Origin of the sequence: Pseudomonas sp. LB-090624, from assembly GCF_003205205.1 — a bacterium.
GTDB lineage: Bacteria > Pseudomonadota > Gammaproteobacteria > Pseudomonadales > Pseudomonadaceae > Aquipseudomonas.
Genome location: NZ_QJRL01000021.1, coordinates 52049 through 73607 on the forward strand (window position 1 = coordinate 52049; position 21559 = coordinate 73607).

The 21559-nt window shown below is 63.0% G+C and carries 18 protein-coding genes; 10 read left to right on the forward strand and 8 right to left on the reverse strand.

The window, feature by feature from the left end:
* Positions 1-4: 4 nt before the first annotated feature.
* Both tusA and rlmM read right to left on the reverse strand, forming a co-directional pair.
* Positions 5-247 (reverse strand): sulfurtransferase TusA, encoded by a 243-nt coding sequence (tusA, locus tag DMX11_RS18440; RefSeq protein ID WP_003248727.1) that lies wholly within the window; start codon positions 245-247, stop codon positions 5-7.
* Positions 248-410: 163 nt separating this feature from the next.
* Positions 411-1475: a 23S rRNA (cytidine(2498)-2'-O)-methyltransferase RlmM gene (rlmM, locus tag DMX11_RS18445; RefSeq protein ID WP_110745812.1), complete on the reverse strand. Its 1065-nt coding sequence runs from the start codon at positions 1473-1475 to the stop codon at positions 411-413.
* Between the two features lie 225 nt (positions 1476-1700).
* Between rlmM and acnA the strand changes: the two genes are divergently transcribed.
* The gene (acnA, locus tag DMX11_RS18450; protein WP_110745813.1) at positions 1701-4442 is read left to right on the forward strand and encodes an aconitate hydratase AcnA; all 2742 of its coding nucleotides are present in this window, start codon (positions 1701-1703) and stop codon (positions 4440-4442) included.
* 149 nt (positions 4443-4591) lie between these two features.
* Entirely contained in the window at positions 4592-6157 is a 1566-nt protein-coding gene (locus tag DMX11_RS18455; RefSeq protein WP_110745814.1) for a PAS domain-containing methyl-accepting chemotaxis protein, read from the forward strand.
* 55 nt (positions 6158-6212) lie between these two features.
* Here the strand turns inward: DMX11_RS18455 and DMX11_RS18460 are convergent, their stop codons facing one another.
* The 5 genes from DMX11_RS18460 to DMX11_RS18480 form a co-directional block, all read right to left on the reverse strand.
* Entirely contained in the window at positions 6213-7097 is an 885-nt protein-coding gene (locus tag DMX11_RS18460) for a pseudouridine synthase (RefSeq protein WP_110745815.1), read from the reverse strand.
* Between the two features lie 51 nt (positions 7098-7148).
* The gene (locus tag DMX11_RS18465; RefSeq protein WP_110745816.1) at positions 7149-7457 is read right to left on the reverse strand and encodes a transcriptional regulator; all 309 of its coding nucleotides are present in this window, start codon (positions 7455-7457) and stop codon (positions 7149-7151) included.
* Positions 7458-7522: 65 nt separating this feature from the next.
* Positions 7523-7954, reverse strand: a complete 432-nt coding sequence (locus DMX11_RS18470; protein ID WP_110745817.1) for a D-Ala-D-Ala carboxypeptidase family metallohydrolase — start codon at positions 7952-7954, stop codon at positions 7523-7525.
* A 108-nt stretch (positions 7955-8062) separates the two neighbouring features.
* Positions 8063-8302 (reverse strand): glutaredoxin family protein, encoded by a 240-nt coding sequence (locus tag DMX11_RS18475; RefSeq protein ID WP_110745818.1) that lies wholly within the window; start codon positions 8300-8302, stop codon positions 8063-8065.
* Positions 8303-8374: 72 nt separating this feature from the next.
* Positions 8375-9583 carry an ammonium transporter gene (locus tag DMX11_RS18480; RefSeq protein WP_110745819.1) on the reverse strand — a complete coding sequence of 403 codons (1209 nt, stop codon included), beginning with the start codon at positions 9581-9583 and terminating at the stop codon, positions 8375-8377.
* A gap of 313 nt (positions 9584-9896) precedes the next feature.
* Between DMX11_RS18480 and DMX11_RS18485 the strand changes: the two genes are divergently transcribed.
* From DMX11_RS18485 to dacB, 8 genes are all read left to right on the forward strand, one after another.
* Complete coding sequence (locus DMX11_RS18485) at positions 9897-10211, forward strand: YqjD family protein (RefSeq protein ID WP_110745820.1); 315 nt, start codon at positions 9897-9899, stop codon at positions 10209-10211.
* An 11-nt stretch (positions 10212-10222) separates the two neighbouring features.
* A complete protein-coding gene (locus DMX11_RS18490) occupies positions 10223-10597 on the forward strand; it encodes a phage holin family protein (RefSeq protein WP_110745821.1) in 375 nt (124 codons plus the stop codon).
* Entirely contained in the window at positions 10594-10923 is a 330-nt protein-coding gene (locus DMX11_RS18495) for a hypothetical protein (protein ID WP_110745822.1), read from the forward strand. The genes DMX11_RS18490 and DMX11_RS18495 overlap by 4 nt, the downstream gene beginning before the upstream one ends.
* Before the next feature lie 146 nt (positions 10924-11069).
* On the forward strand, positions 11070-12401 hold the full coding sequence (locus tag DMX11_RS18500; RefSeq protein WP_110745823.1) for a deoxyguanosinetriphosphate triphosphohydrolase: 1332 nt from the start codon (positions 11070-11072) through the stop codon (positions 12399-12401).
* Between the two features lie 281 nt (positions 12402-12682).
* Positions 12683-13300, forward strand: a complete 618-nt coding sequence (locus tag DMX11_RS18505) for a response regulator transcription factor (protein WP_110745824.1) — start codon at positions 12683-12685, stop codon at positions 13298-13300.
* 8 nt (positions 13301-13308) lie between these two features.
* Complete coding sequence (locus tag DMX11_RS18510; protein WP_110745847.1) at positions 13309-16941, forward strand: transporter substrate-binding domain-containing protein; 3633 nt, start codon at positions 13309-13311, stop codon at positions 16939-16941.
* A 41-nt stretch (positions 16942-16982) separates the two neighbouring features.
* Complete coding sequence (locus tag DMX11_RS18515; protein ID WP_110745825.1) at positions 16983-17327, forward strand: YggL family protein; 345 nt, start codon at positions 16983-16985, stop codon at positions 17325-17327.
* A 191-nt stretch (positions 17328-17518) separates the two neighbouring features.
* Entirely contained in the window at positions 17519-18976 is a 1458-nt protein-coding gene (gene dacB / locus DMX11_RS18520; protein ID WP_110745826.1) for a D-alanyl-D-alanine carboxypeptidase/D-alanyl-D-alanine-endopeptidase, read from the forward strand.
* A gap of 114 nt (positions 18977-19090) precedes the next feature.
* Here the strand turns inward: dacB and DMX11_RS18525 are convergent, their stop codons facing one another.
* On the reverse strand, positions 19091-21481 hold the full coding sequence (locus DMX11_RS18525; protein ID WP_110745827.1) for a diguanylate cyclase: 2391 nt from the start codon (positions 21479-21481) through the stop codon (positions 19091-19093).
* Between the last annotated feature and the right edge of the window lie 78 nt (positions 21482-21559).

Sequence of the window (21559 nt, forward strand, 5' to 3'; positions counted from 1 at the left end):
CGCTTCAGTCGGCTTTCTTGCGGATCCAGTAAAGGAAGGTGCCGGCGTCCTCTTGCTGTTGCAGCAGTTCGTGACCGAGGAAGTTGCAGAATTTGGGGATATCGCGACGGGTCGATGGGTCGGTGGCGATGACCTTGAGCAGGCCGCCAGCGGCCAGATTGCGTACGTGCTGGTGCAGCATCATGACGGGTTCCGGGCAGTTCAGGCCGGTGGCATCGAGGATGGCGTCGGGGGTGAAATCGGTCATGGGGAGCTCCGAAAATGATCGCTATTGTCGCGCATAGCGCCACGCGGTCCAAGGGGGGTCAGAGGCATGCGCTCAGTTGTGTGTGAACGTTGAGACCGAGCGCCGCCCGCGCGGCGCTGGTTCTCAATCCAAACCACACCTGCAAGCCATCTACCCGAAACGCTCAACGTGCCTTCAAATCGAGCCGGCGCAGGTGGCAAGTGACTTCTTCACGGTCGTGATACAGCTGCTTGCAAGCAATCGAAACCCGAATCTTGCGCGCCTTGAACGTCGCCTCCATACGATCGAGCAACCGCCGCACCTCGGCATAACGCTGCTTCATCGGCAACTTCAGGTTGACCACCGCCTCGCGGCACAGCCCCTCACCCAGCCAGGTTTCAATCAGCGAGGTGGTACGCGCCGGCTTCTCGACGATATCGCACACCATCCAGTCAACCGGCTGCTTCGGCTGCCACGTGAAGCCATCGGCCATCAGGTGCTGCACCAGCCCGGTATCCATCAGGCTCTCGGCCATCGGCCCGTTGTCGATGGCCGTCACCAGCATGCCGCGCCGCACCAGCTGGTAGGTCCAGCCACCCGGCGAAGCCCCGAGGTCGACGCCAGTCATGTCATCCCCAAGCCGCTGATCCCACTGTTCACGCGGAATGAACTGGTGCCAGGCCTCTTCCAGCTTGAGGGTCGAACGGCTGGGTGCTTCTCGAGGGAATTTCAGCCGCGGGATACCCATCGGCCACAGCGCGCTGTTGTTGGCAGGGGCAATACCGGCAAATACCCGCCGGCCGCTGATGAAGGTGAGCAGCAGGCGGGGGCGACTGGTGTCGTCAACCAGGCGGCCGGCTTTTTCCAGGGCCTTGCGCAGCGGCACTTCGAACTTGCGGCAGAAGGTGGACAACTCCTTGCCCTCGTTGCTGTCCAGCACCTCCAGCCACAGGCTGCCGAACACCGGCAGGTCAGCCAGATGTGCCAGCAGGACACTGATACGGTCGCTTTCCGGCAACTCGACAAATTCACCACGGGCCCACTGCCGCGGGAAAATCAGCTGGTTGAAACGCAGCTCCCCCATCAAGCGCTCGGCACCGCCCTCCTCGCTGCAGACAAACTCGGCACTGGCACTTTGCGGCTTGCCTTTGGCATAGCCAGCAACACCCAGGCGGGCGGCGTGTTCGCTGATTTCAGCGCAAACCTCACCCTCGAAACCGGGCCGGCAATGCATGAACAGGGTATTCATCTCTCACTCCACTACGGCTGGCGCGCAACAGGCGCCGGCAGGGCGGCGATGATAAAGGAAGTTCGGAACCAGCGACACGCCCCGCCGGTCCAGAAAAGGGTCAGGTGGCCTAAACCGGTCTAACCTGACCATTCAGCCTAGGTCCGTGCCGTGCGGACCGAAACTAAACGGTGCCACTGGCAAACCATGAATAGTTGCCGGGCACCGGCGCAGAAGGAGTTGGCAATGCCCTCGCTCGATAGCCTGAACACCCTCAAGCCGCTCAAGGTCGGCGACCAGACCTACCATTACTTCAGCCTCACCGAAGCCGCTCGCCAGCTGGGTGACCTGCAACGCCTGCCCATGTCATTGAAGGTGCTGCTGGAAAACCTGCTGCGCTGGGAAGACGGCCAGACTGTAACCCGCGATGACTTGGGTGCCCTCGCCCAATGGCTGAAAGAGCGCCGCTCAGACCGCGAAATCCAGTACCGCCCGGCTCGGGTGCTGATGCAGGACTTCACCGGCGTACCGGCGGTGGTCGACCTGGCAGCCATGCGTGCCGCCATGGCCAAGGCCGGTGGCGACCCGCAACGTATCAACCCGTTGTCGCCCGTTGACCTGGTGATCGACCACTCGGTGATGGTCGACCACTACGGCACGCCGCAGGCGTTCGGCGAAAACGTGGACATCGAAATGCAGCGCAACGGCGAGCGCTACGCGTTCCTGCGCTGGGGCCAGAGCGCCTTCGACAACTTCCGCGTAGTACCACCGGGTACCGGTATCTGCCACCAGGTCAACCTGGAATACCTCGGCCGCACCGTCTGGACCCGAGAGGCCGACGGCCGCACCTACGCCTTCCCCGATACCCTGGTGGGCACCGACTCGCACACCACCATGATCAACGGCCTGGGCGTGCTGGGCTGGGGGGTTGGCGGCATCGAGGCAGAAGCGGCCATGCTCGGCCAGCCAGTATCGATGCTGATCCCCGAAGTGATTGGCTTCAACCTGACCGGCAAGCTGAGGGAAGGTATCACCGCCACCGACCTGGTGCTGACGGTAACGCAGATGCTGCGCAAGAAGGGTGTGGTGGGCAAGTTCGTCGAGTTCTACGGCGACGGCCTGGCCGAACTGCCGCTCGCCGACCGCGCGACCATCGCCAACATGGCACCGGAATACGGCGCTACCTGCGGTTTCTTTCCGGTCGATGATGTCACCCTCGACTACCTGCGCCTCTCGGGTCGCCCCGAAGCGACCGTGCAACTGGTCGAGCAGTACTGCAAGGCTCAGGGCATGTGGCGCCTCCCCGGCCAGGAGCCGCTGTTCAGCGACACGCTGGCGCTGGACATGCACGAGGTCGAAGCGAGCCTGGCCGGGCCCAAGCGGCCTCAGGACCGTGTCGCACTGGGCCAGGTCAGCCAGGCCTTCGACCACTTCATCGAACTGCAACCCAAACCGCTGGCCAAGGAGGTGGGTCGCCTGGAAAGCGAAGGGGGTGGCGGTGTGGCAGTCGGCAACGCCGACCAGGCCGGCGAGATCGATTACAGCCATCAAGGCCAGACCCACACCCTGCGCGATGGCGCCGTGGTGATCGCCGCGATCACCTCGTGCACCAACACCTCCAACCCGAGTGTGATGATGGCTGCCGGCCTGGTGGCGAAAAAAGCCCTGGAGAAGGGCCTGCAACGCAAACCCTGGGTCAAGAGCTCGCTGGCGCCGGGTTCGAAGGTAGTTACCGAGTACTTCAATGCCGCCGGGCTCACCCCCTACCTCGATCAACTGGGCTTTGACCTGGTCGGCTATGGTTGCACCACGTGCATCGGCAATTCCGGGCCACTGGACGAGGCCATCGAGAAAGCCATCGGCAGCGCCGACCTCACCGTGGCCTCGGTGCTGTCCGGCAACCGCAACTTCGAAGGACGGGTGCACCCGCTGGTCAAGACCAATTGGCTGGCCTCGCCACCGCTGGTGGTGGCCTATGCGCTGGCCGGTAGCGTGCGCGTGGACCTGACCCGCGACCCCCTGGGTACCGGCAAAGATGGCAAAGCGGTGTACCTGCGCGATATCTGGCCAAGCCAGCAGGAAATTGCCGAGGCCGTGGCCAAGGTCGACACGGCCATGTTCCACAGGGAATACGCGGAAGTGTTCGCCGGGGATGCGCAGTGGCAGGCTATCGAAGTGCCACAGGCCGCCACCTACGTGTGGCAGGCTGACTCCACCTACATCCAGCACCCACCGTTCTTCGAAGGCATTGGTGGGCCGCCACCCGCCATCGCCGACATCCACGGCGCGCGCGTGCTGGCGCTGCTGGGCGACTCGGTGACCACCGACCACATCTCCCCGGCCGGGAACATCAAGGCCGACAGCCCGGCGGGGCGCTACTTGCGCGAACAGGGTGTAGAACCACGCGACTTCAACTCCTATGGGTCGCGGCGCGGCAACCATGAAGTGATGATGCGCGGCACCTTTGCCAACATCCGTATCCGCAACGAAATGCTGGCAGGTGAGGAAGGCGGCAACACCTTGCACGTGCCCACAGGGGAAAAACTGTCGATCTATGACGCGGCCATGCGTTACCAGCAGGAAGGTACCCCGCTGGTTGTGATCGCCGGGCAGGAATATGGCACCGGCTCCAGCCGCGACTGGGCAGCCAAAGGCACCAACCTGCTGGGGGTCAAGGCGGTGCTGGCGGAAAGCTTCGAGCGGATTCACCGCTCCAACCTGGTGGGCATGGGCGTATTGCCGCTGCAGTTCACGGCCGGGCACGACCGCAAGCAACTGGGGCTGACCGGCAAGGAGCAAATCGATGTGCTGGGCCTGGACGGTGCGCAGGTGCGCCCGGGGATGAGCCTGACGTTGCGCATTACCCGCGAAGATGGGCAGCAGGAACAGATCGAGGTGCTGTGCCGCATCGATACCCTGAATGAGGTGGAGTACTTCAAGGCAGGGGGGATTCTGCATTACGTGCTGCGCCAGTTGATCGCCGGCTGAGGTTGGGAGGTACGGCTGGAGATTTGCGGCGCTCGATTTCACAGGCGCCAGAGCTCCAGCGCCGAACCAAACGCAGCCACGTTAAATAATCATTCAATAAAACCAGTGGCTTGCCGATACCTGTCGAAAGCCCTGCGGACTATCACCCCATGCGTAACAACCAGCCGATTACCCAGCGAGAACGGACTTTCCCTGCTCAGCAGCGGTTGATCTCCACCACCAACGCCAAGGGCGTGATCACCTACTGCAACGATGACTTCGTCGATATCAGTGGCTTCACCCGCGAGGAACTGATCGGCGCGGCCCACAACCTGGTACGCCACCCCGACGTCCCGCCTGCGGTGTTCGCCCACATGTGGCAGACCCTCAAGCAGGGCCAGCCGTGGATGGGGATCGTCAAGAACCGCTGCAAGTCCGGCGACCATTATTGGGTCAACGCCTACGTCACGCCAATCTTCGATAACAACCAAGTGGTCGGCTTCGAGTCGGTGCGAGTCAAGCCGACCGCCGAACAGATTCGCCGCGCCGAAGCCCTGTATCAGCGCATCAACCAGAACAAGCCGCCTGTGCCGCGCCGTGACAAGTGGCTGCCGGTGCTGCAGGACTGGCTGCCGTTCATCCTCATCAGCCAGGTAGGCTTCCTGATTGGCAACTGGCTGGGCCATTCCTGGGGCTTTGTCTTGGCTGCCGCACTTTCGGTACCGCTGGGGCTGCTCGGTCTGGGCTGGCAGCAGCGCGGCCTCAAGCGCCTGTTGCGCCTGGCCGAACAAACCACCTCCGACCCGCTGATCGCGCAGATGTACACTGACAGCCGTGGCGTGCAGGCGCGCCTGGAAATGGCCATGCTTAGCCAGGACGCACGCATGAAGACCTGCCTGACCCGCCTGCAGGACAGCGCCGAACACCTCAGCGACCAGGCGCGCCAGTCCGATGCACTGGCACACAAGAGCTCCTCCGGGCTGGAGCGCCAGCGCGTGGAGACCGAGCAGGTCGCAGCCGCCGTCAACCAGATGGCCGCCACCACCCAGGAAGTCGCCAACCACGTGCAGCGCACTGCCGATGCCACTCAGGAAGCAAACCGCTTGACCAGCCAGGGTCGGCAGATTGCCGGGGAAACCCGCGAGGCCATCGAGCGCCTGTCGGCAGCAGTAGGCGAAACCGGCCAGACGGTCACGCAACTGGCCAAGGACAGCGATGAAATTGGTGGTGTGGTCGACGTGATCAAGGGCATCGCCGACCAGACCAACCTGCTGGCACTGAACGCGGCCATCGAAGCGGCGCGTGCCGGGGAAATGGGGCGTGGCTTTGCCGTGGTGGCCGATGAAGTACGCCAGTTGGCCCAGCGTACGGCCGAATCCACCGGGCAGATCCACGGCCTGATCGCCAAGCTTCAGCAAACCGCCAGCAACGCCGTGCTGACCATGGAAACCGGCCACCGTCAGGCGCAGGAAGGTGTCGAGCGGGTGATGCAGGCTGACGAGGCACTGGTGGGGATCAGCGAAGCGGTAGCCAACATCACCGATATGGCCACCCAGATTGCCGCCGCGACCGAAGAACAGACCGCAGTGGCTGACGAGATCAGCCGCAACATCAGCACCATCGCCGAACTGGCCGACCAGACCGCCGAACAGGCGCAGCATTCGGCCCTGCTGAGCGAAGAGCTGACCAGCACGGCGGGCACTCAGTATTCACTGGTGGAGCGGTTCAACCGCTGACGACAGGATTGCGCGGCCGCGTCTACAGCGGACCGCGCAACCTACCCTGCCGGGGTTACCAGTCGAGGCTCAGACGGCTCTCGAAATAGCGCTCTTCGCCATTCAGCGGATCGGTGAACCGCAGACTCTGCGCCAGCAGTTTCAAAGGCCGCTGGTAGTCATCCTCTTCCTGGAGCAACTGCGGGTAAAACGGGTCATTGCTGATTCCTGCCCCCAACGCCGCCATGTGCACGCGCAACTGATGGGTCTTGCCGGTCACCGGCGACAACCCATACCGCCACAACTCACCGTTCTTTTCCAGCACCTCGGCCTGGGTTTCACTGTTGGCCTCGCCCTCAACCTCGTGCATGCGGAAAAACGGCTCGCCATGTACCAGGCGGCTTTTGTGCACCAGCGGAAACGCATGCTGCGGCATGGCTGCAGCGATGGCCTGGTAGCGTTTGTCGATACGGCGCTCGGGGAATAGCCGCTGATAAGCGCTGCGCGTGATTGGGTTGGCGGAGAACAGCACAAGCCCGGCGGTATGCCGGTCAATGCGATGCAACGGCACCAGGTGCGGGTTATCCAGCCTACGGATCAGGCGCCGCAGCAAGGTCTGCTCGACATACTCACCCGTCGGCGTCACCGGCAGGAAATGCGGCTTGTCGGCTACCACCAGGTGCTCGTCCACATGCAGCACTACCTCCTGCACCGGGATCGGCCGCTCGTTCGGTACCTCGCGAAAGTAGTGCAAACGCATGCCCCGCTTGTAGGGCAACTCGGCCGCAATCGCCCGCCCCTCGGCATCCAGCACCCGGCCACGGGCAAAGCGGTCAAGCCATTGGGCGCGGTCGATGGCCTTGAAATGATCACACAGGCAATCGAGCACCGTCGCCCAGTTACCAGGTGGCAGGCAAACCGTACTGGCTTGCTGGCGGGCGGGGTCGAAAGGCGTGGTCATGGCAGGGCTCGAAACGTTCACGGCCGCGCATTATCGCCCAAGCGCGCGCCCTCAACCAGCCCGGGCCAGCGCCTCGCTGCGCTCCTTCAGCCAGCGCAGCACCTGCACCGGCTCCCAGCGGCCGGGGTCGTACAGGGCGTAGAGCAACCCCTGGTAACCGACCACATCCAGCCCACGGTGATAACCAGCCCGCTGGAACAAGGCTTCAATCTCGGCGAAGCAGGTATTGAAGTGGACTTTGCCGAACGGTGTGCGGTCATCGGTTACCAGACCTTCGAGGCGCAGTTCCAGAACGGCGTCGGCCACCCGTTCTGCGGGCATGCGGTTGACGCTGTACTTGAGTTGCTCGACGTTGAGCATGGCTTTACCTCGATACTGTATTTATATACAGCATACGAACATCCCCTCGTTGCCGTCAATGCGCTTCATTGCAGCCCCGTCAGGTAGCCGCTGCCCTTGCGAACGGTCAGCACCTGCCGCCGCGGCGTGCCGCGCGCCACGGAAAGGTGCACCCACTTGTCGAATTCGAGAATGAGTTGATCGAACGGCACGCTGCTTTCGCTGATGCGCCGCACGGTTTCCCGCGGGCTGACCTCGATCACCGTGAAGTCCGCCGCCAGCCCATGTACATGCTGGCTGTTCGAAGCACCGCCGATCAGCCGGTTGACCTTATCGCTGCGGTATCCGCTGCTGACGATGATGGGCGCGTCGAACAATGCGCGTACCTGCTCCAGCGCACAACACAGCAGTTTCAGGTTGGCCCTGGCGTCAGGCGGGGGGATGTTATCGAACCCGTCCCTGGCGGCAAGCTGGGAAACGGTCATTTCATCGAGCGTGAAATGTGGAGTGATCAACATGGCAGACTGTTCCGATGATGGCTAAGGACACCGGCAACTGTGCGCCGGCACCTGATCATCAGCTCGCATCAACCGCCATGGAGCAGGGTTGCATCTCCCCTGCCACTGTCATTGCCCCAGGAACGTCACCACCTGTTCGGCATCGAACGGCCAATGCAGTTCGGCACCGGTGTCGCAGCGCCGCAGCACCGGGATGATCAGGCCATAACGGTCGAACAAGTGGTCGGCTTCGGCGACATCGACCAGTTCTACCAACAGGCCATGATCGACGAAAGGCATCAGCACAGCCTCGGCCACCTCGCACAGGTGGCAGCCGAGGGTGCCGAACAGTTGGCATTCAGGCAGCATGGGGCAAGTCCGGTTTGGCATGCAGAGAAGCCTATTCTAGGTCTACCTCGCCCGTCGTGCACCTGGCCTGGATCAATCCTGGCTGGTGGCCCCGATGCGGTGCAATGACAGGTCCGCCCCCTGAAACTCCTGTTCATGACTCAAGCGCAGGCCATGCAGCGCACGGATGGTGCCATACACGGCAAAGCCGCCGGCCAGTGCCACCACCACGCCCATCAGGCTGCCCAGCAACTGGCTGGCCAGGCTGACACCGCCCATGCCGCCGAGTGCAACCTGGCCGAAGATACCGCAGGCAATCCCACCCCATACGCCGCACAGCCCATGCAATGGCCACACACCCAGCACGTCGTCGATCTTCCAGCGGTTCTGCGCCGCGGTGAACGTCCAGACGAACAGGGCGCCCGCCACCAGGCCCGTGGCCAGCGCCCCAATCGGGTGCATCAGGTCGGAGCCGGCGCAGATCGCCACCAGCCCGGCCAGCGGCCCATTGTGCAGGAAGCCTGGGTCATTGCGCCCGGCCAGCAGGGCCGACAAAGTGCCACCAACCATGGCCAGCAGCGAGTTGATCGCCACCAGGCCGCTGACGCCCTGCAAGGTCTGGGCGCTCATGACGTTGAAGCCGAACCAGCCGATGATCAGGATCCAGGAGCCCAGGGCCAGGAAGGGAATGCTCGAGGGCGCAAACGCCACCAGCCGGCCATCGCGGTAGCGCCCGCGGCGCGCGCCCAGCAGTAGCACCGCCGCCAGCGCCAGCCAGCCGCCCATGGCATGCACCACCACGGAGCCGGCAAAGTCATGGAACGGCGCGCCAAAGCGCGCCTGCAGCCAGGCCTGCACGCCCAGGTTGCCGTTCCACACCACGCCCTCGAAGAACGGGTAGATGAACGCCACGATCAACGCCGTGGCACACAGTTGCGGCACGAACCGCGCACGCTCGGCAATGCCACCGGAGATGATCGCCGGGATCGCTGCGGCAAAGGTCAGCAGGAAGAAGCACTTGACCAGTGCATAACCATGATCGGCAGCCAACGTTGCGGCCGGTTGGAAGAAGTTGACCCCGTAGGCGATCCAGTAGCCTATAAAGAAGTACACCAGCGCCGAGATGGCAAAATCGCTGAGGATCTTCGACAAGGCGTTGACCTGGTTCTTGTGGCGGACCGTGCCCACTTCGAGAAAGGCGAAGCCGGCATGCATGGCCAGCACCAGAATGGCGCCCATGAGAATGAACAAGGTATTGGAGCCGTGGACCAGGGAGTCCATCGCGCTGTGCATGTTTTCCATGAAATAGGCAGACCTGCTGAAAAAGGCACCAGGACAGTTCAAGAACCTGCATCCCTGCACCGAATCGGTGCCAACCCCCTGCCCTGCTGCGGTAAGCCGGGCGAGGCCTGCGTGGTTTTTTCTTGGGTTTGTCGTGGATTGGGTTAAGGTTTATGGGTATTGGCCGCGCTGGCGCCCTGTATCGGCGCAAAACCCGCCGCTGGCGCCCCGCAACGTGGCAAAGACTTAGCAAGGCCCATACCAGCGCCGCCACTTGAACCTTCCATGCATGCCGTTACTCGAAACACCAACACTCATTGACAGGGAGAGGCCCATGGCCAGCAAATCGGCAAAGACTGCGCAAGAGATATTGATGGCTGACTTCCAGGCCTTGGTGCGAGACACCGAGAAGCTACTGGCCGACACCGCCAACCTGGCCGGTGACCAGGCCGACGAACTGCGCGGGCAGATTCACGAGCGCCTGGCCCAGGCCCGCGAAAGCCTGCAACTGACCCAGGACTCACTGCGCGATCGTGGCCAGGCGGCGCTGGGCAATGCCGAACAGTACGTGCAGGAAAACCCATGGCAAGCCATTGGCATCGCCGCTGGCGTCGGCCTGTTGATCGGCCTGCTGGCCAACCGGCGCTAAAAGGGGTTCCCATGGAGAATGAAGCCAACGGCGCCAGCGCCTCGGGCAGGCGCCTGGGCGCTGCCGCGCTGGGGCTGCTGCACAGCCACATCGAACTGTTCGGCATCGAGTTGCAGGAGCAGAAAGGCCGTACGCTGAGCCTGCTGCTGTTCGCAGGATTGGCACTGGTGTTCGCCCTGCTGCTGCTGACCGCACTGTCCGGGTTGTTGCTGGTACTGCTGTGGGACAGCTATCGCCTCGCCGGCATCATCGGCCTGTGCGTGTTTTATGGCATCGCCGCACTGTATTGCGGGTTGCGCCTGAAGGCGGCGGTGTTCGACGAGTCGTCGCCGTTCGGCGCCACCCTCGAAGAACTTGCCAAGGACCGGGAGCGCCTGTTGCCATGAGCCTGCCAGAACTGCCGAACACGCGTAACCCGCGCGAACTGCGCAAGGCGTTGCTACGCCTGCGCATGGAGATGCACCGCCAGGAAATCCGCCACGAATCCGGACAAATGCTGGAGCCGCTGCGCCGTGTGCGTGGCATGGGCAACTCGCTGCAGGATGGGCTAGGGATCAAGCATGCTCCCTTGTGGGGGATCGGCGCAGTGGTGGCGCTGGGTTTCCTCACTGGCAAGGGGGTGCGCAGTGGCAATCTGGCGCGTCTGGTACGCCTTGGCAGCAGCCTGCTGCCGTTGGTGCGCCTGTATCTGCAAGGCAACCGCCGCCCCTGAGCACTGCGCACTTCCGGCAGAAGCAGCCCTGTGCCGCGAAGGCGCCTGTCGCGACGATACCTCGGTATCGATAAACGGGCCGCTTCGCCGCACAAGGCTGCTGCTACAGGATATGCTGCTGCTCTCGAACCACAGGAGACCGCGCCTTGGACTGGCATACCCTGCTTACCCGCGAGCGCCTGGGCAAAGCGCTGTACAGCGCCGATGAACTCGGGCGCAGCCCCTTCCACAAAGACCACGACCGCATCATCTTCTCCGGCGCCTTCCGCCGTCTCGGGCGCAAGACCCAAGTGCACCCGGTTACCAGCAACGACCACATCCACACGCGCCTGACCCATTCGCTGGAAGTCAGCTGCGTCGGGCGTTCGCTGGGCATGCGCGTCGGTGAAACCCTGCGCGACAGCCTGCCGGATTGGTGTGCGCCCAGTGACCTGGGGATGATCGTGCAGTCAGCCTGCCTGGCCCACGACATCGGCAACCCGCCGTTCGGCCACTCCGGCGAAGATGCGATCCGCCACTGGTTCCAGCAGGCAGCCGGACGTGGCTGGCTCGATGCCATGAGCGATGACGAGCGAGCCGACTTCCTCAACTTCGAAGGTAATGCCCAGGGCTTTCGCGTCCTCACCCAACTGGAGTATCACCAGTTCGACGGTGGTACCCGGCTGACCTACGCCACCCTCGGCACCTACCTCAAGTACCCCTGGAGCGCCCGTCACGCCGATGCCTTGGGCTACAAGAAGCACAAATTCGGCAGCTACCAGAGCGAACTGCCCCTGCTTGAACAGATCGCCCGCAAGCTCGGGCTGCCGCAACTGGAGCCCCAACGCTGGGCACGTCACCCGCTGGTGTACCTGATGGAGGCGGCCGATGACATCTGCTACGCGCTGATCGACCTGGAAGACGGCCTGGAGATGGAGCTGCTGGAATACGCCGAAGTCGAAGCGCTGTTGCTCGACCTTGTCGGCGACGACCTGCCGGAAACCTACCGCCAGCTTGGCCCCCGCGACTCCCGTCGGCGCAAGCTGGCAATTCTGCGCGGCAAGGCCATCGAACACCTGACCAACGCCGCCGCCCACGCCTTCGTCGAACAGCAAAAGGCCTTGCTGGCCGGTCAACTGGCGGGCGATCTGGTCGAGCACATGCACGGCCCGGCCAAGCGCTGCGTGCTGCAGGCCAAGGACATAGCGCGCAACAAGATCTTCCAGGACAAGCGCAAGACCCTGCACGAGATCGGCGCCTACACCACGCTGGAGATCTTGCTGAATACCTTCTGCGGTGCAGCGCTTGAACAGCATGGCGGGCGCACCCCATCGTTCAAGAGCCGGCGGGTACTGGATCTGATCGGCAACAATGCACCAGACCCGCACGCCTCGCTGCACAGCGCGTTCTTGCGCATGATCGACTTCATCGCCGGCATGACCGACAGCTACGCCAGTGAAATGGCCCGGGAAATGACCGGGCGCTCCACCCCCACCTGACCGCGCCGGTGCAGCCTGGGCCCAGCCCGGCGCTGCACCGCGCATTGCAGGAAACTTCCTACATTTGTTGATGGGTGACTAAACAGCACGAATAAAATGCAATGAAAAGTGACCAAACATACTTTGACATTGAGTTGAACGCGCCTATTTCGTAGCCCGTTTTGTTTTATCTTGTAAGCCATTTCCCATATGGGGCTTATAGCCCTTCCTCGCATGCCCGGCGACTTCCAACTGCGATAAGGTGCGCGCTGTCACCCTCATCGACCGCAGGGAATTTGAACATGCATTCCATATTTATTGTCGACGACCACCCGGTCATCCGCCTGGCCGTCCGTATGCTGCTGGAAAACCAGAACTACAAGATTGTCGGCGAGTCGGACAACGGTGTGGACGCCATGCAGATGATCCGTGAGAGCAACCCCGACCTGGTCATCCTCGACATCAGCATCCCCAAGCTAGACGGCCTGGAGGTACTCGCCCGTTTCCAGGCCATGGCCCTGCCCATGAAGGTTCTGGTACTGACTGCACAGTCCCCGGCATTGTTTGCCGTGCGCTGCATGCATTCAGGCGCTGCCGGTTACGTGTGCAAGCAGGAAGACCTGAGTGAACTGCTCAGTGCAATCAAGGCCGTCCTCGCCGGTTATAACTACTTCCCCAGCCAGGCAATAAAGCACAACCAGGTGACCAACACCGACCTGCAACTTTTCCGCCAGGTAAATGATCGTGAACTGATGGTCCTGCAACTTTTCGCCCAAGGCCGCAGCAACAAGGAAATTGCCAAGGGCATGTTCCTCAGCAGCAAGACGGTGAGTACCTACAAAAAACGCCTCATGCACAAGTTGCAGGTCAATACGCTGGTCGACCTGATCGAGATGGCCAAGCGCAACGCACTGGTCTGAGGGTGATCATGGCCCGCCCTGCCGTCTGCCTCATGCTCGCCCTGCTGCTGTTCAGCGGCCTGGCACGTGCAGCACAACCCGAAGTCTCATCCTATGCCTTGCTGGCGCGCTCCTCCGCCCGGCCGGTCAAGCCTGTGCTAACGGCCGAACAACAGCAATGGCTGGAAGACCGGCACGAGCTGGTGCTGGGTACCTCGGCACCCGATTACCCCCCCTTCGACATCACCAGTGGCGGCCGTGACTACCAGGGCCTCACCGCCGAGTACGCCAGCCTGATCGGCAAAGCCTTGCGATTGCCAGTGCGGGTGCTGCGCTTCTCCAGCCGCCAGGCCGCGGTGGAGGCCCTCAGGCACGGCGATATCGACCTGCTGGGCAGCGCCAATGGCTACGAGGCCAGCAGCGACGGCCTGGCGCTGTCGCACCCCTATGCCATCGACCAACCGGTGATGGTGACGCGCGAAGACGAAAGCCGACCGCTGGACACGGGCCTGGACGGTATGCGCTTGGGCATGCTTTACCACTATTTGCCCAAGGAGGAGGTCCTCGGCGCCTACCCGAAGGCCGAACTGTTGGCCTTCAGTTCCTCCAGCCAGGCACTCAATGCCGTCGCATTCGGCCAGGCTGACGTGTTCATCGGCGACACCATTTCTACCCACTACCTGCTCAACCGTGGCCATCTGCCGCGGCTGCGCATGGCCAACTTCGGCAAGCACGAGGCCATCGGTTTCGGCTTTGCCCTGCGCCAACAGGACACCCTGCTGAGGGCGTTGGTGAACACCATCCTCGATAGCCAGCCCGCCACCCTGCGTGCCAGCATCTTCAAGCGCTGGAGCGCCGGCAGCGACTTGCTGCTCACCGACCGCAAGCTGCGACTGAGCAAAAGCGAGGAGCAGTGGCTTCAGGATCACCCGGTAATGCGCGTTGCCATCGATGATACCGCGGCCCCGTTATCCTATTTCGACGGCTCGGGGCATTTTCGCGGCATCACCGCCGACCTGCTGGAACTCATTCGCCTGCGCACCGGTCTGCGCTTCGAAGTACAGCGTGCCACTGGCATCGCCGACATGATTGCCCGCCTGAAGGATGGCCGCGCCGATGTCATCGCCGCACTGGCCATCACAGGCGAGGGCGAGGAAAACCTGCAAATCAGCCGGTCCTACCTGGAAAGCACCTACGTACTGGTCAGCCGCAAGGACAACCTGGCCTCGAGTTCACTCGAACAGTTACAAGGGCATCGCATCGCCATTACCCGCTACAGCGCCATGGATACCATGCTGTCGCGGCATTATCCGCAAATCGGCTGGGTCAAGAGCGAGAGCGCGTTCTACTCCATGGCGCTGCTCAACAGCGGCGCCGTCGATGCAGTCATCACCACCTTGATCGATGCCAACCATGCCTTGTCCAGCAACCCCGAACTGGTCATCCGCACCGCGATAGGCAGCGAACCTGCCAACTACGCCATGGTCACCAGTGCCCCGTCACCGGCGCTGGTATCGATCCTCGACAAGGCTCTGCAGAGCATCTCGCCGGAAGAACTGGGGGTAATCAACAACCGCTGGCGCGGGTTCAGCCTGCATGAGGACAGTAAAAGCCAGGGTTACCGGCGGCTTGCGCTGCAGGTAGTGCTTGGCACGGCGGTACTGTTGCTGCTGGCCTTGCTCTGGAACGCGCGCCTGCGCCTGCAAATTCGCCAGCGCCAGCAAGCGGAACGAGCGCTGAACGACCAGCTGGCGTTCATGCGCGCCCTGCTCAACGGCACCCCTCACCCGATTTACGTTCGGGACCGCGAGTGCCGCCTGCAAAGTTGCAACTACAGCTACCTGGAAGCCGTGCAAGCCCGCTCCGATCAGGTTATCGGCAAGCGGCTCGAAGCCAGCCTGTTCGCCGCCCCCGCGCAAAGCCGGCAGATCCAGGCCGACTACCTGAAAGTCATGGCTGAGGGTTCGCCGCTGATCATGGACCGGCCATTACGCATCAGGGGCCGGGACATGACCATCTACCACTGGATTTTGCCGTATCGCGACTCGCTGGGTGAGGTGCAGGGCATCATTGGTGGCTGGATCGATATCAGCGACCGTCGCCAGCTGGTCACGGAGCTGCGTCAGGCCAAGCAGCAGGCCGACGATGCCAACCGTGCCAAAAGCACCTTCCTGGCCACCATCAGCCACGAAATACGCACCCCTATGAACGCTGTCATCGGCATGCTCGAACTGGCGGTCAAGCGGGCTGACCAGGGCCGGGTGGACCGCAATGCGCTGGAGCTGGCGCACCATTCGGCCAAGGACCTGCTGGGCCTGATCGGCGACATTCTCGATATCGTGCGCATCGAGTCCGGGCACTTGTCGCTGGCCCCTGAGGCGGTCGACCTGGCCGCCCTGATCGAATCGGTGGGGCGTATCTTCGACGGCCAGGCGCGGCAGAAAGGCCTGGCACTGGAAGTGATGATCGCGCCCGCCGCACGCTGCCACGCGCTGCTCGATCCCCTGCGCTTCAAGCAGGTGCTGTCGAACCTGGTGAGCAATGCCATCAAATTCACCGAACACGGCCAGGTGCGTATCCATGCCGGTGTGCTGGATGACGGCACCAGCACACCGGCAATCCTGGAGCTGGAGGTGCGTGACAGTGGCATCGGCATCCACGCCGACGACCTGCAGCGTCTGTTCAACCCGTTCATCCAGGCCAACCCCCATAGCCAGGGCGCCCGTGCAGGCACCGGGCTGGGCCTGGCGATCTGCCGCAACCTGTGCGAAATGATGGGTGGCAGCCTGAGCATCAAGAGCCTGGAGGATGTCGGCACCCAAGTGCGCCTGAAAATGCCTCTGCAACGGGTTGACGCCGAGGCACTGCCGGCCCCGCAGCTAGAAAACCTCGACGTGCCCGACCCACGGCTCAACGTGCTGGTGATCGATGACCACCCGGCCAACCTGCAATTGATGGCGCAACAGCTTGGCTACCTGGGCCTGCAACACGCCAGCGCCCGTGATGGCCGCGAGGGCTTGGCCACCTGGCGGGCGGGCAACTTCGACGTGCTGGTGCTCGACTGCAATATGCCGCACATGAACGGTTACCAGCTGGCGACCGCCATCCGTACCGAAGAACGCCATGGCAAGCGCCCGCGCTGCACCATCCTTGGCTACACCGCCAACGCCCAGCCAGAAGTTCGCCGCAAGTGCCTGAGCGCCGGCATGGACGACTGCCTGCTCAAGCCCATCAGCCTGAGCACCCTGAGCCAGCGTCTGGCTGGCGTGCGCCCGCGCCACCAGCCCCCCCTCCGGCGCAAGCTGTACCAGCTGGACGGCTTGGCTGCAGTGGTCGGGCCAGACCCTGGCGACCGCCAGCGCTTCCTGCAAGCCTTGCAGCAAAGCCTGCGGGCCGACCTGGAAAGCCTGATGGCACTGCATCCGCAGCAAGGCGACAGCGCCATTGCCGAGCAGGCGCACAAGGTGCTGAGTGCCGCACGCATGCTGGACGCGCCGTACCTGATGGCGGCCTGCGAAGCGCTGCAGGCCAGCGATTTGACCACCGCACAGCAACGCCAACTGCGCCAGGCACTGGCCCGGCATATGTGCCGGGTCGAACGGGCACTGGCCAGGGACCTGAATGCAAGCACATGCACTCAGGCAGGCAGCCAGACGTGTTAACTGGTAGACTGCGCGGCGTTATTACCTAAGAGGATTGTTTCATGGCCACAAACCGCTCCCGTCGTCTGCGCAAAAAGCTGTGTGTCGACGAGTTTCAGGAATTGGGCTTCGAGCTGAACCTGGAATTCAAGGAAGATCTGGATGACCAGGCAATCGATGCTTTCCTCGATGCGTTCCTGGCAGACGCCATGGATGCCAACGGCCTGGACTATGTAGGCGGTGACGATTATGGCCTGGTGTGCTCGGTCAAGCGTGGCTCGGTTACCGAAGAACAGCGCGCCGCCGTTGAAGCCTGGCTCAAAGGCCGCAGCGAACTGACCAAAATCGAAGTCAGCCCACTGCTGGACGCCTGGTACCCGGAAAAACCGATCAACAAGGCCGAGTGATACTCAGCCCGGCTTGATCGATCAAAAGGCCACCTCACTGAGGTGGCCTTTTTTATTGGCGATGTCTTTTCCGTCGAACGTGGCGCATCGTCGCCACGCTTGGGGCATAATGCGTACTCTTTACGTCGTGGGGCCATCATCTCCTTACAGCCCCAAAGCCCTTTTCCCTCGCTGCAGGGTATTTATCCATTATGATCAAAACGCTTCGTCCCTTCGTTCTTGCCGGCCTGCTGTTGCCAATCGCCTTGCCCAGCCATGCCGCCGCCGTCAACACTACCCTGCCTGCCAAGGTTCAACAGGCGCTCAAGGCCAACAAGTTGCAGGACACCGCGCTATCGCTGGTGATGCTGCCGCTGGACGGGCCTGGCACCCCGACCGTGTTCAATGCCGATGTGTCGGTGAACCCGGCCTCGACCATGAAACTGGTCACCACCTACGCCGCCCTTGAGCTGCTTGGCCCGACCTTCCAGTGGAAAACCGAGTTCTACACCGACGGTACCCTGAGCAACGGCGTGCTCAACGGCAACCTGTACCTGAAAGGTGGCGGTGACCCGAAACTGAACATGGAAAAGCTCTGGCTGCTCATGCGTGACCTGCGCGCCAATGGCGTGCGCACGGTTACCGGTGACCTGGTGCTGGACCGTAGCCACTTCGTGCAACCCAACCTGCCGCAGTTCAACGATGATGGCGGCGACGTCAACAAGCCGTTCCTGGTCAAGCCCGACTCGCTGCTGGTCAACCTCAAGGCCTTGCGCTTCGTGGCCCGCAACGATGGCGGCAAAGTCACTGTCGCGGTCGAGCCGCCAATTGCCAGCATCCGCATCGACAACCAGGTCAAAGCCGTGGCGTCGAAACAGTGCAGCGGTGATGTGCGCTACAACCCGGTACCCCAGGCCGATGGCATCAGCGTAACGGTCAGCGGCCAACTGGGTGACGGCTGCAATTCGCAGACCTACCTGTCACTGCTTGACCACCCGACCTACGCCGCCGGTGCCGTGCGAGCGATCTGGAACGAACTGGGCGGCACCATCCAGGGTGCTGACCGCATCGAGAACGTGCCGAAGAGTGCCCGCCTGTTGGCCCGCGCGTTCTCGCCGGACCTGGTCGAAGTGATCCGCGACATCAACAAGTACAGCAACAACACCATGGCCCAGCAGCTGTTCCTGAGCCTTGGCGCACAGTTCCGCACCGATGCCGATGGCGACGACGCCCGCGCTGCCCAGCGCGTGGTGCGCCAGTGGCTGGCGAAGAAAGGCATTACCGCGCCGCACCTGGTGATGGAAAACGGTTCTGGCCTGTCGCGCGCCGAGCGGGTCAGCACCCGGGAAATGGCCGAGATGCTGCGGGCTGCCTGGAAGAGCCCTTACGCGGCCGAGTTCATGAGCTCGATGCCACTGGTGGGCATGGACGGTACCATGCGCAAGCGCCTCAAGCGCACCGCCATGGCCGGTGAAGGGCACATCAAGACCGGCACACTGAACACCGTGCGGGCGATTGCCGGCTTCAGCCGGGACAGCAACGGCCATACCTGGGCGGTGGCTGCGATCCTCAACGACCCGAAACCGTGGGGTGCCTCGCAGGTGCTGGACCAGGTGCTGCTGGACCTGTATCGCCAGCCGAAACTGGCTGGCAGTACTGCAGCCAATTGACTGCAGTGCGCAGGTAAAACCGCCCCTACAGGCATCGCAGCGCTTGCAAAACCGTGCAAGCCCTGTGGGGGCGGCTTTAGCCGTGAAAAGGCCGGTACTGGCAACCGACCGCTCTCAAACCGACTCCCCCTCCACCCGGTCTCGCCCGGCCTGCTTGGCCGCATACACGCCCGCATCGGCGCGTACCAGCAAGGCATCAGCGCCCTCACCCGGTCGCCAGCCAGCCACACCGAAACTCGCCGTGACCTTGCCGACGCCTTCAACCGGCACATTGCGCACCCCTTGCCACAACTCCAGCGCCAACAGCCGCGCCTGCTCGGCATCGCTGCCTGGGCACAGCACCATGAACTCCTCCCCGCCCAACCGGCAGAACACATCGGTACGCCGTAGCCGCTGACCAATACGCTGACACAGGCTGCGCAGCACCCGATCGCCGACAGCATGACCGAAGCGGTCATTGATCCGCTTGAAGTGATCGATGTCGAGCATGATCACCGCCAGCGCCAGGCCATCGCGCTGTGCCCGCTCCAACTCGATCTTCAGCCGCTCCTGGAAATAGCGACGGTTGTGGATACCGGTCAGCGAGTCGGTTACCGACAGCGTACGTAAATCTTCCTCCACGCCCTTGAGGTCGGAAATGTCGGTCAAGTAGCCGTGCCACAGGGTACAGCCCTGCTCGCCCACTTCCGGGGTCGCCTCACCGCGTACCCAGCGTAAACCCGCCCGTGGCAGACAGACCCGATACTCCTCACGCCAAGGCGACAGGTGCTCGGCCGAGTAGCGCACCGAACGGCGTACACGGTCCAGGTCATCTGGGTGTATGCGCTCGAACACCACCGTGGCATCCTCGCGCAACTGCTGCAGGTCGACTTCGTAGATGTCGTACAGGCCCATGCTGGCGTAGGGGAAACACGAATGGCCATCGGCATCCAGACGGTACTGATAGATGCCACCCGGTACTTCGGCGCTGAGTTTTTCCAGCAAACGGTCTCGTGCCGCCAGCGCCTCATGCACCCGCCGCCGCTCGGTAACGTCGATGCAGATGGCCAGGTAGCCAACCCACAACCCTTGCTCGTCGAGCATGGCAGTGACCAGCATGTTGGCCACCAGCTGGCTGCCGTCGGCACGTACCAAGGTCCACTCCCCCGGTTCGGCACCCTGCTCCTGGACCGTTTCGGCGAACATGGCCTGGCCACCGGCAATCGGCCGACCATAGTGGAGGCTCAACGCATGGGCGCGCGCATTCAGTTCATCGGGTAGCACCAGATGCTCGAGCCGCAACCGGCCGATCGCCTCCCTGGCCGGGTAACCGAGCATGCGTTCGGCACCCGCGTTGAAGGTGCTGACTTCACCCTTGAGGTTGGTGGCGATGATCGCCACCTGCGTCGCGGCATCCAGCACGCTGCGCAACTGATTATGGGTGCCACGCAGCGACTGCTCGCTGACCCGCAGCTCGGCCGTCCGCTGTTCGACCAGGGCCAGGGCACGCTGACGCTGGCTGAACAGGCTGTAGAGCAGCGCGCTGAGCAGCAGGCTCAACAACCCGCCCAGCAACGCGACCGCAAGTACCGCCGAGGAAGGGTTGGCCTGCATGAAGGCCCTGCTTGGCCGGATAATCAGCTGAAAATGGCGGTCGGCCAGGTGCAACAACTGATGACTGGACAGCGGCAACGGGGCGACCTGGTTCTGCGAATCGAACATGACTTGCGGCCCATGCAGCCCGGACGGGTCAACAATGCGCACCACCAGCTGGTCTTCAGCCGACAGCGGTTTGCCATCGCTGACCAGCTCACGCATGCTCAGCAACGCCATCACATACCCCGCCAGGTCGCCCTGCGGGTTGGCATCGGTAAACACCGGTGCCACCATCAGCAGGCCCCTCGCGTCCGACTGAGTATCGAACATGGCCAGCGGCTCGGATAACGCCATGCTGCCCGGCCCCGGCGCCCGCGCAAGGGCCGCCTGAGCTACGGCCTGGCCGGCCAGGTCCATACCATGCGGCAACCCAGGCAGCTCGCCCGATTGGCTGTACAGCACCGGAAAGTAATGGTCGCGTAGCGGCGCGCGTCGCCACTGGCCTTGCTCGTCCTGATCGCGGACCACATAGCCTGGGCCGGAAGGGGCGCTGGCCTGGCGTTCGAACTCGGCACGCTGCGCCGCCTCGACGCGCGGCGCCCAGGCATAGGCCAGGGTGCGCTGCAGCAAGGGTCGGGCATAGCCGTCGAACTCACGCAGGGTTATGTCATTGGAGAAGCTGAAGAACCGCCGCAGCCCGTCCAGGCGCTGCTGCTGTTCATCAAAGCGTTCGGCAATACGGCTGAAACGCTCGTTGGCCATCAGCTCGAAGCGTTGGCGCAACTGCTGCTTGTAGAAGGTCTGTGCAGCAAGCGCCAGGACGGCTGTCAGCATGCCACCCGCGACCACTGCGACCAGCGCCACCGCCCAGGCGGACACCGCCTCTGTGCACAGGCCAAGTAACCGCGCACGCACGCCACACTTCGACATACACCCATCTCGTCACGTCAGCGTCCTGCGGATTATCTTGCCCTGCGTTCAGTTATAGCTATTGGCCATCAGTCGCGC

Excerpts from the sequence above, each read along its gene's own strand:
- tusA (WP_003248727.1), bottom strand. The coding sequence starts at position 247 with ATGACCGATTTCACCCCCGACGCCATCCTCGATGCCACCGGCCTGAAC.
- rlmM (WP_110745812.1), bottom strand. The coding sequence starts at position 1,475 with ATGAATACCCTGTTCATGCATTGCCGGCCCGGTTTCGAGGGTGAGGTT.
- acnA (WP_110745813.1), top strand. The coding sequence starts at position 1,701 with ATGCCCTCGCTCGATAGCCTGAACACCCTCAAGCCGCTCAAGGTCGGC.
- DMX11_RS18455 (WP_110745814.1), top strand. The coding sequence starts at position 4,592 with ATGCGTAACAACCAGCCGATTACCCAGCGAGAACGGACTTTCCCTGCT.
- DMX11_RS18460 (WP_110745815.1), bottom strand. The coding sequence starts at position 7,097 with ATGACCACGCCTTTCGACCCCGCCCGCCAGCAAGCCAGTACGGTTTGC.
- DMX11_RS18465 (WP_110745816.1), bottom strand. The coding sequence starts at position 7,457 with ATGCTCAACGTCGAGCAACTCAAGTACAGCGTCAACCGCATGCCCGCA.
- DMX11_RS18470 (WP_110745817.1), bottom strand. The coding sequence starts at position 7,954 with ATGTTGATCACTCCACATTTCACGCTCGATGAAATGACCGTTTCCCAG.
- DMX11_RS18475 (WP_110745818.1), bottom strand. The coding sequence starts at position 8,302 with ATGCTGCCTGAATGCCAACTGTTCGGCACCCTCGGCTGCCACCTGTGC.
- DMX11_RS18480 (WP_110745819.1), bottom strand. The coding sequence starts at position 9,583 with ATGGAAAACATGCACAGCGCGATGGACTCCCTGGTCCACGGCTCCAAT.
- DMX11_RS18485 (WP_110745820.1), top strand. The coding sequence starts at position 9,897 with ATGGCCAGCAAATCGGCAAAGACTGCGCAAGAGATATTGATGGCTGAC.
- DMX11_RS18490 (WP_110745821.1), top strand. The coding sequence starts at position 10,223 with ATGGAGAATGAAGCCAACGGCGCCAGCGCCTCGGGCAGGCGCCTGGGC.
- DMX11_RS18495 (WP_110745822.1), top strand. The coding sequence starts at position 10,594 with ATGAGCCTGCCAGAACTGCCGAACACGCGTAACCCGCGCGAACTGCGC.
- DMX11_RS18505 (WP_110745824.1), top strand. The coding sequence starts at position 12,683 with ATGCATTCCATATTTATTGTCGACGACCACCCGGTCATCCGCCTGGCC.
- DMX11_RS18510 (WP_110745847.1), top strand. The coding sequence starts at position 13,309 with ATGGCCCGCCCTGCCGTCTGCCTCATGCTCGCCCTGCTGCTGTTCAGC.
- DMX11_RS18515 (WP_110745825.1), top strand. The coding sequence starts at position 16,983 with ATGGCCACAAACCGCTCCCGTCGTCTGCGCAAAAAGCTGTGTGTCGAC.
- dacB (WP_110745826.1), top strand. The coding sequence starts at position 17,519 with ATGATCAAAACGCTTCGTCCCTTCGTTCTTGCCGGCCTGCTGTTGCCA.
- DMX11_RS18525 (WP_110745827.1), bottom strand. The coding sequence starts at position 21,481 with ATGTCGAAGTGTGGCGTGCGTGCGCGGTTACTTGGCCTGTGCACAGAG.